Raw genomic sequence first — 13,355 nt, 5'->3', positions numbered from 1 at the left:
CTCCCTCCTGCCGCACCGCATGCCGAACTCCTGACCCGTCCCACCGGCCTCAATCTCTGAGCGGGAAGAACCGCAATGCTTCTCACCTTTCATGGGTGAAACGCTCAGTTAGATGTTGTTTCACAACTGATTCGTATGCAGTTCACGCAATCCCCAACCCTCCCGCTCTCCCGGCTCTCCGAACCGCACTGCACCAGATCGCACGAGAAGCTGCCGTAGGTGATTGTCATCGAAGCCACCGATACGTGCCTTTATTTGTTGAAATGACCGCTTCTTCCATTTGGGGTGACAGAGAAGATTCTGGATCGCTTCCTCTGCCATGAATTCCGTGCGCAATTCCATGCGCAGTCGGTTTTCATGAGCTTGCATCTCCCGCTCCAGCCGCTCTCTCTGGCTGACGAGCTCACTCCGGAGGCGAACCCGGTTCATGCGGTAGGAGAGCCAGATCCCGAATGTGGACACTGCAGCTGCGATGAGCGCCGCTATGATCTTGTCGTCCATGTGCCGCTCTTCCTTCAGCAAGCGGGAAAGCCAGGAACTCCAGGGAGTTGCTTGCGCAGGGGCATGCGAATGGTCTGAGGTGCCGCACCAAGCGTGCAGTAGAACGCCCTTGACCGTGGCTCTCGCGAACCCCTACAGAGCCACAAGTGCTTGGTCGCCGTCGAGTGCAGCGCCCAGAGCTTCCCGCAGGCGGGTCCGACCGCGTCCGGAATAGGTACCCCGTTCTCGCGAACTTGCGTTCCGAGACGATCGGGGTCGATGCCGGATCACAGGGAGGTGGGAAATACCTGTGCCCGTGTCCCGAAATCCTCATGCTAAGGGATAGTTTCAAGAACCATCGGTCGCGACCCATCGCATCCCCCCTAATGGTCGAACTTCCTCTGTAGTCATCGTCGGATAAACGCACTGGCTTGGGTAGGGATGAAGAGCGCTCAGCAGGGTCACCGTGGATGCCGCTACCCGGCATATCGTTGGCACCACCTGCCGGGTACTCGATGTCGCCGCAGGCGCGCACGCCTGGCGGCGGTCAGGAAGATCGCGGACTGCCAGGGTGTCCGCGTCCGAGGCCGGCCTCGCGGGCCCGGACGATAGCTTGTGCGCGATCTGCCACCTGCAGTTTCGCAAAGATACTTGAGATTCGATTGCGCACGGTTTTCGGCTGCAGTGAAAGCCGTTGAGCTATGTCGGTGTTCTTCAGCCCTCCCGCCATCAAGTCGAGCACTTCGCGCTCTCGACCGGTAAGTTCTGGGAACGGATGAATCAGGCCACTGCCAACCGCTGTCGAGAAGTAGCTGATGACGCGTTGAGCAATGCCCGATCCAAAAAGCACATCGCCGCTTGCCACAGCCCGGATGGCATGCAGTATGTCGGCCCGCTCGGCGTCCTTGAGTAAGTATCCTCGCGCCCCGGCTTGCATCGCAGTGAATACCCATTCGTCATCTTCGAACATGGTGAGAACAAGGACTTTCGCCTGCGGTAAGGAACTTGCGATGTGCCGAGTTGCTTCTACCCCATCACCATCCGGCATGTGTAAGTCCATAATGATGACATCCGGAGACAGTGAGGTCGCATATTTAACTGCTTGCTCTCCGGTTCCTGCTTCGCCGACCACCTCAAGATCCGGGGCTGATGCGAGCAGGCATCGCAGCCCTTCGAGGAACATCGGATGGTCATCTGCGAGTAGGAGCCTGACCCGATCCATGCCGCCCCCTGACTGGCCCGATTCTCTCTGCGGTCTCCGCAGGTACTTGGTCTATCACATGCCCGGCAATATAGTGGGCTGAGCGCCATACGCACGCTCACATCTTTCACTTACCCGCATCACGATCCTTGCGTGTCAGTGCTCTTGTGCGCCGACACATGCCTGTGATGCGGATGTGGGGACGTCTGGATGAAGGTCACCACATGTCTCGCAGGATGCCTGCTTGGCTCGTCTGGACAGGCTGCTTGCTCATCGCAACGCTCATTGTCTCCACGCTGGTCCTCGACGTTCCCGGACGGCCCCACGATGATCTGCCGGTTCGGTTAGGCAGGGTGACGTACATCGGTACCGCCGTACCGAGCACCTTGATCGGCGCAATCATCACAGCCCGCCGGCCGGGAAATCGCATCGGTATTATGATGATCGGCGCTGGTTTCGCGATCGCGCTGGATCAGTTTTCTTGGAACTATTTCCTGTACGGACATGCGCATGATTTCCCAGGTGCGAACATCGCCGGATGGTTGGGGAATTGCATGTGGACAGTCCCGGTGGCGCTGCTCCTTGCCGCTTTACTGGTCTACCCCAATGGGCATCTTGTCTCCCCCCGCTGGCGGGCACTGGCCTGGGCCACCGGAGCATGGACGCTGGTGTTGCTCTTGCTTGCCGCGCTGGGCGAGGGAGTTTACAGTGGCCCGGCCCTCGTGCCCGCACGGTGGTGCGATAAGTTACTTCCCGAGGCATGGGGAGATCTGGCATCGAAAACCTTCTATGCTTTCCCAGTCCTCTTGGCCGGTGCGGTTTCCTCGGTGCTGGTGAGATACCGTCAGGCCGACGGAGAGGAGCGCGCCCAAATCAAGTGGCTCGCCTATGCAGGCAGCCTAGTGGTGACGGTGTGGTCGTTTCCGCCCTCCCAGGAACTGGGCAGCTGGGCTCGCGTCGTAGCGAATATGGTGCTGTGGACCATCTCGATCGCAATCGGTGTAGCAGTCCTGCGATACCGGCTCTACGACATTGACCGTATTATCAACCGCACTATCCTCTACAGTGCTCTGACCGCTTGCATTGGAGGTGTATACGTTCTTGTCGTCGCGCTACTGGGTGCACTGTTCAAGCAGAGCGAGCGAGGGGCGTTTCTTGCCGCCACGACGGTGATAGCGGTGATCGCCACTCCTCTACGCGCTCGACTGCAACGGGGCGTGGATCGCCTGTTGTACGGTCAGCGCGGTGAACCGTATGCCGTCATCTCCGAACTCGGGGTGCGACTTTCCGCCGCTTTGGCGCCGACTGCCGTCTCGCCGATGATCGTTCGGACAGTTGCCCGCACTCTGAAGCTTCCCTATGTCGCCATCGAGCTGCGTCAGCAGGACGGCTTTCACACAGCGGCCGAGCACGGCACGCTCGGCACGGAGCCGGTGCGGCTCCCCCTCTCCCATCACGGCGAACTGCTGGGCCGGATGGTTCTCGGGCCTCGAGCACCTGGCGAAGAATTCTCCGCCGCGGAGCTCCGCCTGCTTCAGGACCTGACCCGGCAGGCTGGGCTAGCCCTACACAGTGCCCGGCTGACGGCGGACCTGCAACGCTCCCGGGAGCGGCTGGTGGCCGCGCGCGAGGAAGAGCGCCGCCGACTGCGCCACGATCTTCACGACGGCTTGGGGCCGACCCTTGCCGGCGTGGCGTACAAGCTCGATGGCGCTCGCATCACAGTGGAGAACGACGTTCCCCAAGCAGTAGGCCTGCTCGAGGGGTTGAGTGCAGACGTGCGACAAGCCATCGCCGAGATCCGCCGACTGGTTGATGGCCTGCGCCCTCCCGCCCTGGACGAACTCGGTCTGCTCAGGGCCATCGAGACCCATGCCGCGCTGTACACAACGGCCTCGCACAGCTTCCACCCCTTGGCGAAGCGCATTGAGGTGGAGGTGTGCGCCCCGCAGGAATTGCCACCCTTGTCCGCGGCCATCGAGGTGGCGGCATACCGCATCGTGACAGAGGCCCTGACGAATGTCGTTCGCCATGCAGGCGCCGAGCACTGCCGCATCGTACTCGGGCTGGGCAACGACGCCGACTTGCAGCTGGAAATCACCGACGACGGGAAAGGCTTGGCAGTCGACAACTCCCCGGGCGTGGGCCTGACGTCGATGCGGGAACGTGCGGCCGAACTCGGCGGGAGCCTCACGGTCGGGCCCGGCCCTGCAGGTGGCACGCGCGTGGCGGTGTACCTGCCGCGGTAGGAACGGCAGGTACACCGCAGTGACACCAAAGGAGCGTCCCCGACAGCTTCCCGACCAGTTGAGGGCACAGGTCACCTGACGCCGGGACCAGAAGCCACCCACACTACGAGCGCTGGGGCCCCACGGGGGAAACAGAGGGGCCCCAGTGCCCGCGTGAAACCGCAGAAGAACGCGGAGATCCAGGAAAGACAGGCAATGCCGTACAGGCCGGACGCAGGGTTTCGCCGAGCTGGGCGGCCTCGGGATATGCCTGGAAGGTGGCTGGTTTCGGGGCGGCGAAGTGGACGTGGCCGCGTGGGCCATGGTGTGTGGTCAGCCTGTCCCTACGGCATGGATCCTATCGGGCACTCTTGAGCGGCCCTCGTGCGCTCGACATCGGACCACCGGTGCGGGACAGCCGGTGATCGGAAAGCACCGGGCCAGCCCACTTCCCCAACCGAGCCTATTGGGGCCTGCCCGATCGGCGGAACACACGAGGCTCCTCCGTGGTGATGCCCGCGTCACCGGCGACCTCTTCGTGCTCGTGCACCCGTCCGTGGATAGTGCCGTATTCAACGTCGGGGCGGCGCTCTTCGAGATAGTGGACTGTCGCGTTGCGGATGGGCGTGCAACTAAAGGTTGTAGAAGTCGACCAGTTCGGCGGTGGGCCGCTACCCGTGCCCAGCGCGTTCTCGAGCGCTCCTGAGAGTGGATCACCCCGGCACTGCGCAGCAGGTCCCGCGCTTGGTCTTTACAGACCATGAACACAGGACTTGTCTAGGCGCATGACGCAGACATGGCTAGGCATGCCAACTCCACTCGCCAGCGCACTGATCTCTGCTGTGGTGGCACTGGTCGTTTCCATCCTTGGCCCATCACTCAAATATGGATTCGACAAGCGCTTTCATCGGCGTAAGCTCGATATCGAATACGCTTACGAGCAACAGAAAGAGCTACGCAACCGAATCGCCCTCTATAAGGGGCTACTGCTTGAAACAGGTGGTTCCATGAGTAATAGGTTGTGGAATTTTTTTCGACACGAAGGGCATGGGTGGCTCCGGATGAACGGCTCATGCGCCGCGTCTGGCTACTACATCCGGTCCTTTGCGTATCGCATCTTGTGTCTGATTGCTGTCTGTCGCCTCATTGAGCGTCAAGCACTGTTCGTGGACAGTGTTGTTGCGGCAGGAGCAGACAGGAAGTTCATGGAAGCGATGAAGCTGAACATCGCTGTATGGATCAAGGTCGATCTCTACGATGGCCTTGAATACGATGGCGGCAGGGCTACTGATCACTTTCTGCGTGACCGACTGGCCGACATGGCGGATACTTTGTACATAGGTGGGCACCTACTCTCGCTCAGGGAATTTCGCAACCGCTTGGCGGCGGATGATGCCGAATACTGCGTGATCTTCAATTTTCTCGATGGTGCCCGCCGACAGGAGGAGGGGCGCTTTCGTTTTGATCGACTCGTCGCAGTTCAACTGTCTCTGCTCGCCACTCTCAACCGGTTCGGATATGAATACCAGCATGTGCTGCCAGAAACGTTCACCTCAGCTGCTGAGCAGTGCGAGCACCCAGTCATTCTTGTCAATCTCTGTGCTTTGGTGAAGCGCTATCGACTGGAACACGAGGAAGGGTTCCGCGAGATGGTCGCAGCGGCGAGCGCTGCCAGTGCCAGCCGTTGAGTGAAGGGGAAGGCTGGCGCGCTCGTTGGTAGTCCGGTCAACGACTCGCTCCCGCCATCGAACGGCCGGGCGGTCACCGCCATTGCGCAATGAACTGGCCGCGCACGACAGGTCAGCCGCCCCCTCGCGGATGGGCACCGGGTCCGATGCGGCCGGGGTGCTCGCCCGGGCGGCGGCCGAACTGCGCGAGGCCAACCGTGAGCTGCGTACGCTCGCCGAGGGGCTGATGAATGTGTACCGGCACGCCCGAGCCGCGAGTGCCGCGGTCAGGGTGGCTCGCTCCCTGCGAACGCTGGATCTGGAATTGTGGGACAACGGCCTCGGCGGAGCTGACCCCATGGCGGGAACGGGACTGCGCGGATTGAAGGACCGGATCGGCGCGCTGGGCGGCACGTTGACGCTGGATAGCTCGCGGCATGCGGGGACCAGGCTGGCCGTGGAGCTGCCGTGCGCGTCATGATCGCCGACGACTCCGGCCTGCTGCGCCAGCTACTTGCTCAGGTACTCATCAGCCGGGGCTTCGTCGTGGCCGGCCTCGCAGGCACCCCCACGGAGCTTCTTAACCTGGTTGCAGCCGAGCCGCCCAATGTGGTTCTGCTAGACATCCGTATGCCGCCGGGCTACCGAGACGAAGGGATTCGGGCCGCGGAGGCGATTAAGGCCGATCGTCCCGATGTCGGTCTGCTGGTGCTGTCCCACTATGCTGAGACGTCCTATGCGATGCGGCTATTGGAAGCTTCCAACAGAGCGGTCGGCTACCTGGTCAAGGATCGGGTGCAGGACACTGACCGGCTTGTCGAGGCCATCAACAGGGTCGCTGCTGGGGAAATCGTCATCGATCCGGACGCCGTCCAGCGGATGTTGATGCGCCGGAGAACCGTCGATCCGCTGGAGTGTCTGACTGACGGCGAGCGGGACGTTCTGGTGCTAATGGCAGAGGGACTGTCGAACTCTGCCATCGCACGGAAGTTGTGCTGTCGTCCCAAGACGGTCGAGAAGCGGGCCACGGCGCTGTCCCAGAAGCTGAGGTTGCCGCAAGCCGACGCCCCGGAACGGGCCGACGTCAACTTGCGCGTACTTGCCGTCCTCACCTTCCTGCGCAGCGCCGGGGCCGGAGTCGAGTGACGCCTTCGAGTCTCGTTGCTCTGCTCTCCCTTGTACAGCTTGCTCTGTGAGTGCCGATGGTCTTCTTTATCGGTCAATCGGCCTGCCGATCTGTATGGAGGACGTAGCCGAGTCGGTCGCGCCGACGGACGAAAAGGCGAGCGATGTGGTTCTGTCAGGTTGAGACTCTCGGCGCCGGATGCGACCCACCTAGCGTGACGGGTTGGCGGGGAACGATGGGGCGGCGCCGGGAACCGCGGGGACGCACCTGAGCGGCGGGGGTGTCGCTGCTGCGGCCTGAGGAGCAGGCATTCCAGGCATTGCTGGACAAGCTGGCGTAACCAGCAGTCGGGACGGAATCCAGCCTGTCGATCATCAACGGCCGTGAGTGGAAGGTGCAGGCGTTCGCTGTAGTTCAGGCGGCCACGCTTCCGCGCCAGACCGGCGTGACCCGCCTCACCAGGTTCTGTGGTGACCCATAGCGCCCTCGTACGAGAAGTGTCGTAGTTTGACAACCTCCGTACTACGATGGGTATCGTATAAGCCCGGCTTCATTCGGAGCCCCGCCCCGTTCACGTACAGGAGTCTGCTGTGAGCGCACTGTTCGAGCCGATCACCCTTCGCTCGCTGACCATTCCGAACCGCCTGTGGATGGCCGCGATGTGCCAGTACTCGGCGGCTCCGGACGGTGCCGAGCAGGGTGTGCCCAACGACTGGCACTTCCAGCACCTGGCGGCGCGCGCCGTCGGCGGCACGGGCCTGATCATCACCGAGGCCACCGCCGTCAGTCCCGAGGGTCGCATCAGCCCGTACGACCTGGGACTGTGGAACGACACCCAGACCGCCGCCTTCCGCCGCATCACCGACTTCGTCAAGGCGCAGGGCGCCACCGTCGGTATTCAGATAGCGCACGCCGGGCGTAAGGCTTCGACGGAGCGCACGTGGGTGGACCGGGGTGCGCCGATCGCTCCTGGTGAGGGGCATGGCTGGCAGCCGGTCGGGCCGAGTGCACTCGCCTTCGATGAGAAGTCGACGGCTCCCGAGGAGCTGTCGGTAGCGCAGATCAAGGAGATTGTGGAGCAGTTTGCGGCGACCGCGCGGCGGGCGCTGGAGGCCGGTTTCCAGGTCGCCGAGATTCACGGTGCGCACGGCTACCTGATCAATGAGTTCCTGTCGCCGTTCACCAACCGGCGCACCGATGAGTACGGCGGCTCGTACGAGAACCGGACGCGGTTCGCGCTGGAGGTCGTGGACGCGGTGCGTGCGGTGTGGCCCGAGGAGCTGCCGCTGTTCTTCCGGATCTCGGCGACCGACTGGCTGTCGGAGAACGCGGAGGATGAGCGGGAGGGGTGGACCGCCGAGGAGACCGTGCGGTTCGCGGCCGAGCTCAAGGAGCACGGTGTGGACCTGCTGGACACCTCCACGGGTGGCAACGCGCCGGACGCGAAGATCACGGCGGTGCCGAATTACCAGGTGCCGTTCGCCGCGCAGGTGAAGAAGGAGACCGGGCTGGCGGTGGGTGCCGTTGGTCTGATCACTGAAGCGCAGCAGGCCGAGAAGATTGTGGTGGATGGCGAGGCCGATGCGGTGCTGATCGGTCGGGAGCTGCTGCGGAGCCCGTACTTCGCGCAGCAGGCGGCCCGCGAGCTGGGTGCCACTCCGCACGTGGCACAGCAGTACCACCGCGCGTAAGCGGTCTGAGTGATCTGAAACAACAGTGCATGCGGGGGTCGGCGCCTGAAGGGCGTCGGCCCCCGCTTTGCCGTGCGTCAATTTGCCGTGCGTCAAGTCAAGTGGTGGGCAGTGGCGGGTAGTCCGTGTAGCCCGTCTCGCCGCCTACGTACATCAGGTACTTGTCGCGTACGGGGTTGAGGGGGGCGTGGGTGTGGAGGCGGTGGACGAGGTCGGGGTTGGCGAGGAAGGGGCGGCCGAGGGCGATGAGGTCGGCGCCTGCTGAGAGGAGGCGTTCGGACTCGTGCCTGCCGCCGTCGGTGGGGAGGGGGTCGGGGAGTATCGGGTTGGCGATGAGGGTGCTCGGCCAGTTTTTGCGGATGTGCTGGTAGACCGGCTGGTCGGGGTCGGCGAAGGCGACGTGCAGGTAGGCCAGGCCGGCCAGGCCGCTGTCGGCGAGTGCGGTGATGAGTGCCGGGTAGATGTCGTCGGTGTCGCCTTCCTGGACGCCGTTGACCGTGTGGCCGGGGGAGATGCGCAGGCCCACTCGGTCGGGGCCGATCGCGTCGGCGACGGCCCGGACCACCTCGGTCACGAAGCGGATGCGGCGGGCCACCGGGCCGCCGTACGCGTCGGTGCGGTGGTTGGTGTTCTTGGCCAGGAACTGGTGGAGGAGGTGGCCGTTGGCGCTGTGCACCTCGACCCCGGCGAAGCCCGCGGCGCGGGCGTTGCGTGCGGCGGCGGCGAAGTCGGCGACGGTGGTACGGATGTCGTCGGTGGTCATCTCGCGGGGGACGACCGCGGGCCGGCGGCCGCTGGGCGTGTGGATCGTTTCCGGGAGGGGGATCGGCGAGGGCGCGAGGGGCGTCAGGCCGCTGGTGTCGGGATGGCCGACCCGGCCACCGTGCTGCAACTGCAGGAACATCCGGCCGCCCGCGGCGTGCACGGCATCGGTGATCTGCCGCCAGCCGGCCACGTGGGCCGCGTTGTGGATCGCGGTGATGTTCGGGTACGTCTGGCCGACGGCATTCGGCGTGGACGCCTCGGCGATGATCAGCCCGGCGGAGGCGCGCTGCGCGTAGTACGTGGCCATCAGCGGGGTGGGTACGCCGTCGGCGGTGGCGCGATTGCGTGTCAGCGGCGCCATCACCAGGCGGTTCGGCAGGTGGAGGGTGCCGAGGCGGGCGGGGGCGAAGAGGCGGGAGCCGAGTGTTGTGTGCGTCATGCCGGAACGGTAGAAGTTGACATTGGTGTCAGGTTCAAGTCATCGAGGTGGGGGAGAGTGCGCGATGCGGAGGGGGAGGGTGCGCGATGAGGATCGGTGAGCTGGCCCGGCGTACGGGAGTCAGCGAACGCTCGCTGCGGTACTACGAGAAGCAGGGGCTGCTGGTGGCCGAACGTACCGCAGGCGGGCACCGCGAATTTCCCGGCAGCGCCGTCGACCGCGTCATCCGCATCCAGGAGCTCTTCGCCGCCGGACTGGGCAGCGCGAAGATCCGGCAGCTGCTGCCCTGTATGCGGGACGCCGACGGGGGACCGTCCGAGATCGCCACGCCGCGGCTGGTCGCCGACCTCACGACGGAGCGGGGACGCATCGACCGGATGATCGCCGACCTGGTCCGCTCGCGTGACGTACTGGATGAGGTGATCGATGCGGCGGGGGACGGTGACGAGGGACGCCGGGCCGCCGACCGGCAGGGTGAGCACCGGGAAGAGGGATGACCGGATACGCCTATCCTCGCCGGGTGAGTACCAGCAGCCGCAGTCAGCACTTCCGTAACTTCGTCCGGTCCTGGGTGGTCGTGCCGGAGGGCCACCGGGCGACGGCGCCGGCGCGTTCCGCGCGGCATCCGTTCAGGTCGCCGGTCGTCGCGGACGTGGTGGTGACCGCGGCCGTACTGGCGCTGTCGGTGTGGAACAGCACCAAGAATCCATACCTCGGACCGGCGATGCCGTGGGCGAATCTGCTGCTCGCGGGCGTGAGCGCGGTGCCGCTGCTGGCGCGGCGACGGGTGCCCGAGGTGGTGCTCGCGGTGGCGCTCGTCGCGGAGGCGCTGCACATCTCGATCTTCGCGCTGCCGTGCGCGTACTACGCCGAGGGCGCGTACCGGGGGCCGCGCAGCCGCCGGACGGTGTGGGCGGCGGCGGGGGTGGGCCTGCTGTACGTCATCCCCTGGGGCGACGCCGACGCCTGGTCGCATCCGCGGAGCCTGGCCGGTGGGTTCCTGGTGAACTTCGTCCTCGCCATGCTCGTACCGCTGCTCCTCGGGCTGTACGTGGGTGAACGGCGCGCCGTACTCGCGGGGTTGGTGGAACGGGCCGAGCGCGCAGAGCGGGAGCAGCGGCTCCTGGCCGAGGCCGCGCGTGCCGAGGAGCGGCAGCGGATCGCCGGGGAGATGCACGATGTCGTCTCGCACCAGGTGAGCCTGATCGTGGTGCACGCGAACGCGCTGGCCGCCGTGGCGCACGACCCGAAGGTGACGGCCGAGGCCGCGGCGATCATCCAGACGGCCGGGCGGCAGGCGCTCACGGAACTGCGCGAGATGCTGGGGCTGCTCAGGGGCGAGGCGGCGGCCGGGGACGGGACGGAGCAGGTGAAGCAGGGGCAGCAGGCGGAGGTGGCTGCGGCCGACGGTGCCGCCGTCGACCGGATCGCCGCGCTGGCCGACAGCTCCCGGGCCGCCGGGCTGCCCGTCTCGCTGCGCACCGAGGGCGATCCGCGGCCGCTCGCCGAGCCGGTCGAGCGGGCCGCGTACCGGGTCGTGCAGGAAGCGCTCACGAACGTGCACAAGCACGCGCCCGGTGCGGCGACGGACATCCGTGTCGAGTACGGGCCGCGGGCGTTGTGTGTGAGTGTGACCAACGGTCCGGCGGACCGCGCGGCGGACGCGTCCCCCGACGGCGACGGCCCCCTGCTGCCCAGCGGCGGTCACGGGCTGATCGGGCTGGGCGAGCGGGTGCGGCTGGCCGGCGGCGACATCGAGTCGGGCCCGCTGGACGGCGGCGGTTTCCGGGTCCTCGCGACGCTCCCCGCGCCTTCCCGGACGGCCGGCTGAGCGGCCACCGGGACCAGGGGCGGGTCAGTTCGTGCGGTCGGCGAAGCCGGCGGGCAGGTCGGCCGGGCCTGCGGCGACGACGCTCTCGTCGTCCTCGCCCACGTGCTCGAAGAGTGTGATCTTCGCGAACTCCGGGACGACGTAGACCGGGTAGGCCGGGCCCTCGTCGCGGTACTTGGCCATCTCGTCCAGGTGGTCGTTCTGGAAGCAGACGGTGCGCTCGGGGTGCTGCTCGACCCAGTGCGGGAAGAAGATCACGCCGTGCAGCTGCCGCTTGGCGGGGGAGACGGTCACGGAGACGGAGGTGCCGGTCGGCTCGGTCCAGGACACCTTGTACACGTCCTCGTCCAGCCGGACGAGATCGACCGCTTGGTCCTTGACCCAGCGCCCGCCGACCATGCCGGTGTGGATCCGGTAGTCGATGGTCCGCGCGTTCTTCACGTACATCTCGTACTGCCAGCCGTTGGCGTACGTGTAGATGAACCGCTTGCCGGTGATGCCGGAGAGGTCCTGTGCGGGGACGGGGTTCGCGACGGTGGTGGTCATGGTGGCTCCTTGCTGTGCTGTGGCCGCTTCCGGTGGCCACCCCTTTAGTTTGTCACAAAACAGTTTTGCGACAAAACATCGGGTTGCGCTGCGACAATCGCTCCATGGACACCGCAGCCTCCCTCAGCCACCTCCTCGGCCCCCTGCGCCGGGCCGTCCTCCGCTCCACGCGCACCGCCGAAGGCCTCCCCGACCTGCCCGAGGCCCACATCGAACTGCTGCGGGTCCTCTCCGCCGACGGGCCGCTGGGTACGGGCGCGGTGGCGGCGCGGCTCAGCGTGTCGCCCTCCACGGTCAGCAACCTCGTCCGCGCGATGGCCGCGGCGGGCCTGGTCGAGCGACGGCCCTCCGCGACGGACGCGAGGAGTGTGGGCCTCTCCGCGACCCCGGCCGCGCTGGAACTGCTGGCGCGCTACGACCGGGCCAGCACCAGGGCGCTCCAGGAGGCGCTGCACGGTCTGCCGCCGGGCGACCGCGCCGCCGTCGACAAGGCGATACCCGCGCTGGAGCGCCTGGCGGCGTCCCTGGGGGGATGACCGCGAACCGGTCCGGTCCCTGCGCACGCCGGGCACCGGCCGGAGCGGTCAGCCGCCCCGGCCGGTGCCCGGTCGCACCGCCTAGCGGCTGGAGACGCTGAAGCGGTTGGTGGCGAAGTCGAGGCCGCCCGGCGAAGAGGTGATCTCGTAGCCGAACTGGACGTCGCCGATGGTCTCGTCGCCCCACCAGCCCTTCCCCTGGATCCACTTCAGGACCGGCAGGATGTCCACGGTGCCGGCGGAGGAGTCGGAGGTGCGCAGGAAGGAGTACACCTGATTGGCTCCGTTGTCGCCCTTGTAGACCTTCCAGGTGCTGCCGCCGAGGGTGACGGTGGCCTGTTCGGTGCCGATCGGACCGACGGCGCCGGTGTGATTGACCCAGAGCATGACCTCGTGGTCGTAGTCGCTGTCCCAGATGTCGTACGAGGTGTTGTACGCGCCCGACGCCGGCACGGTCACGTCGTACGTGCTGGTCAGCGAGGAGAGGCCGCTGAGGGGCTTGCCGATGACCTTCTTCGCGTTGGGGTAGGACTTGATTCCCGGGGTGCCCGGGTGATCGGCCGACACGTCCCAGTCCGACGCGGACTCGGCCCGGATCGTCTGGGTGCCGGCGCCCGATCCCCAGATGTTGTTGTAGAGCGTGTAGCCGTCGGGGGTGGTGTACGAGCCGAAGCGCTCGGACGAGGACCAGGCCGCGGCCTGGGCCGGTGCGGCGGCGAATCCGAGCACTGCCGCGAAGGCCGCCGTGACGGTCAGCGGGAGCCGTATGCCGAGTCTCCGGGTGCGCTGTGTCATGAACAGTCCTTTCAGAGGTGGGGGAAGGTCGCACTGTTCATCGGTTGGTT

The 13,355-nt window shown here is 65.9% G+C and carries 13 protein-coding genes; 8 read left to right on the top strand and 5 right to left on the bottom strand.

Going from position 1 to position 13,355, the window contains the following annotated elements:
• Positions 1-120: 120 nt before the first annotated feature.
• Both ACZ4MH_RS01690 and ACZ4MH_RS01685 read right to left on the bottom strand, forming a co-directional pair.
• Positions 121-501, bottom strand: coding sequence for a hypothetical protein (locus ACZ4MH_RS01690; RefSeq protein WP_351587218.1), 381 nt, complete (start codon positions 499-501; stop codon positions 121-123).
• A gap of 526 nt (positions 502-1,027) precedes the next feature.
• Positions 1,028-1,702 carry a response regulator transcription factor gene (locus ACZ4MH_RS01685; protein WP_351587216.1) on the bottom strand — a complete coding sequence of 225 codons (675 nt, stop codon included), beginning with the start codon at positions 1,700-1,702 and terminating at the stop codon, positions 1,028-1,030.
• A 245-nt stretch (positions 1,703-1,947) separates the two neighbouring features.
• Between ACZ4MH_RS01685 and ACZ4MH_RS01680 the strand changes: the two genes are divergently transcribed.
• From ACZ4MH_RS01680 to ACZ4MH_RS01660, 5 genes are all read left to right on the top strand, one after another.
• Entirely contained in the window at positions 1,948-3,930 is a 1,983-nt protein-coding gene (locus ACZ4MH_RS01680; protein WP_351587214.1) for a GAF domain-containing sensor histidine kinase, read from the top strand.
• A 764-nt stretch (positions 3,931-4,694) separates the two neighbouring features.
• Entirely contained in the window at positions 4,695-5,597 is a 903-nt protein-coding gene (locus ACZ4MH_RS01675) for a hypothetical protein (protein WP_351587212.1), read from the top strand.
• Between the two features lie 82 nt (positions 5,598-5,679).
• Positions 5,680-6,057, top strand: a complete 378-nt coding sequence (locus ACZ4MH_RS01670) for a hypothetical protein (protein WP_351587210.1) — start codon at positions 5,680-5,682, stop codon at positions 6,055-6,057.
• Positions 6,054-6,722, top strand: coding sequence for a response regulator transcription factor (locus ACZ4MH_RS01665; RefSeq protein ID WP_351587208.1), 669 nt, complete (start codon positions 6,054-6,056; stop codon positions 6,720-6,722). Before ACZ4MH_RS01670 ends, ACZ4MH_RS01665 begins: the two co-directional genes overlap by 4 nt.
• A gap of 570 nt (positions 6,723-7,292) precedes the next feature.
• On the top strand, positions 7,293-8,393 hold the full coding sequence (locus ACZ4MH_RS01660; protein WP_351587206.1) for an NADH:flavin oxidoreductase/NADH oxidase: 1,101 nt from the start codon (positions 7,293-7,295) through the stop codon (positions 8,391-8,393).
• Positions 8,394-8,490: 97 nt separating this feature from the next.
• On the opposite strand, the gene ACZ4MH_RS01655 is transcribed toward ACZ4MH_RS01660, so the two are convergent.
• Positions 8,491-9,597, bottom strand: a complete 1,107-nt coding sequence (locus ACZ4MH_RS01655; protein WP_351587204.1) for an alkene reductase — start codon at positions 9,595-9,597, stop codon at positions 8,491-8,493.
• A gap of 86 nt (positions 9,598-9,683) precedes the next feature.
• Between ACZ4MH_RS01655 and ACZ4MH_RS01650 the strand changes: the two genes are divergently transcribed.
• Together ACZ4MH_RS01650 and ACZ4MH_RS01645 are read left to right on the top strand one after the other, a co-directional pair.
• A complete protein-coding gene (locus ACZ4MH_RS01650) occupies positions 9,684-10,094 on the top strand; it encodes a MerR family transcriptional regulator (RefSeq protein ID WP_351587202.1) in 411 nt (136 codons plus the stop codon).
• 23 nt (positions 10,095-10,117) lie between these two features.
• Positions 10,118-11,428: a sensor histidine kinase gene (locus ACZ4MH_RS01645; protein ID WP_351587200.1), complete on the top strand. Its 1,311-nt coding sequence runs from the start codon at positions 10,118-10,120 to the stop codon at positions 11,426-11,428.
• 24 nt (positions 11,429-11,452) lie between these two features.
• Here ACZ4MH_RS01645 and ACZ4MH_RS01640 read toward each other — a convergent pair whose 3' ends face one another.
• Positions 11,453-11,974, bottom strand: a complete 522-nt coding sequence (locus ACZ4MH_RS01640; protein ID WP_351587198.1) for a phenolic acid decarboxylase — start codon at positions 11,972-11,974, stop codon at positions 11,453-11,455.
• A 104-nt stretch (positions 11,975-12,078) separates the two neighbouring features.
• Here ACZ4MH_RS01640 and ACZ4MH_RS01635 point away from each other — a divergent pair, with 104 nt between their 5' ends.
• Complete coding sequence (locus ACZ4MH_RS01635; protein ID WP_351587197.1) at positions 12,079-12,510, top strand: MarR family winged helix-turn-helix transcriptional regulator; 432 nt, start codon at positions 12,079-12,081, stop codon at positions 12,508-12,510.
• Between the two features lie 81 nt (positions 12,511-12,591).
• Here ACZ4MH_RS01635 and ACZ4MH_RS01630 read toward each other — a convergent pair whose 3' ends face one another.
• Complete coding sequence (locus ACZ4MH_RS01630; RefSeq protein ID WP_351587196.1) at positions 12,592-13,305, bottom strand: GH12 family glycosyl hydrolase domain-containing protein; 714 nt, start codon at positions 13,303-13,305, stop codon at positions 12,592-12,594.
• Between the last annotated feature and the right edge of the window lie 50 nt (positions 13,306-13,355).

Source organism: Streptomyces sp. NPDC026301 (assembly GCF_055567935.1).
The sequence above is the reverse complement of the archived record's forward strand: the minus strand, read 5'-3'. Positions and strand labels throughout refer to the sequence as shown.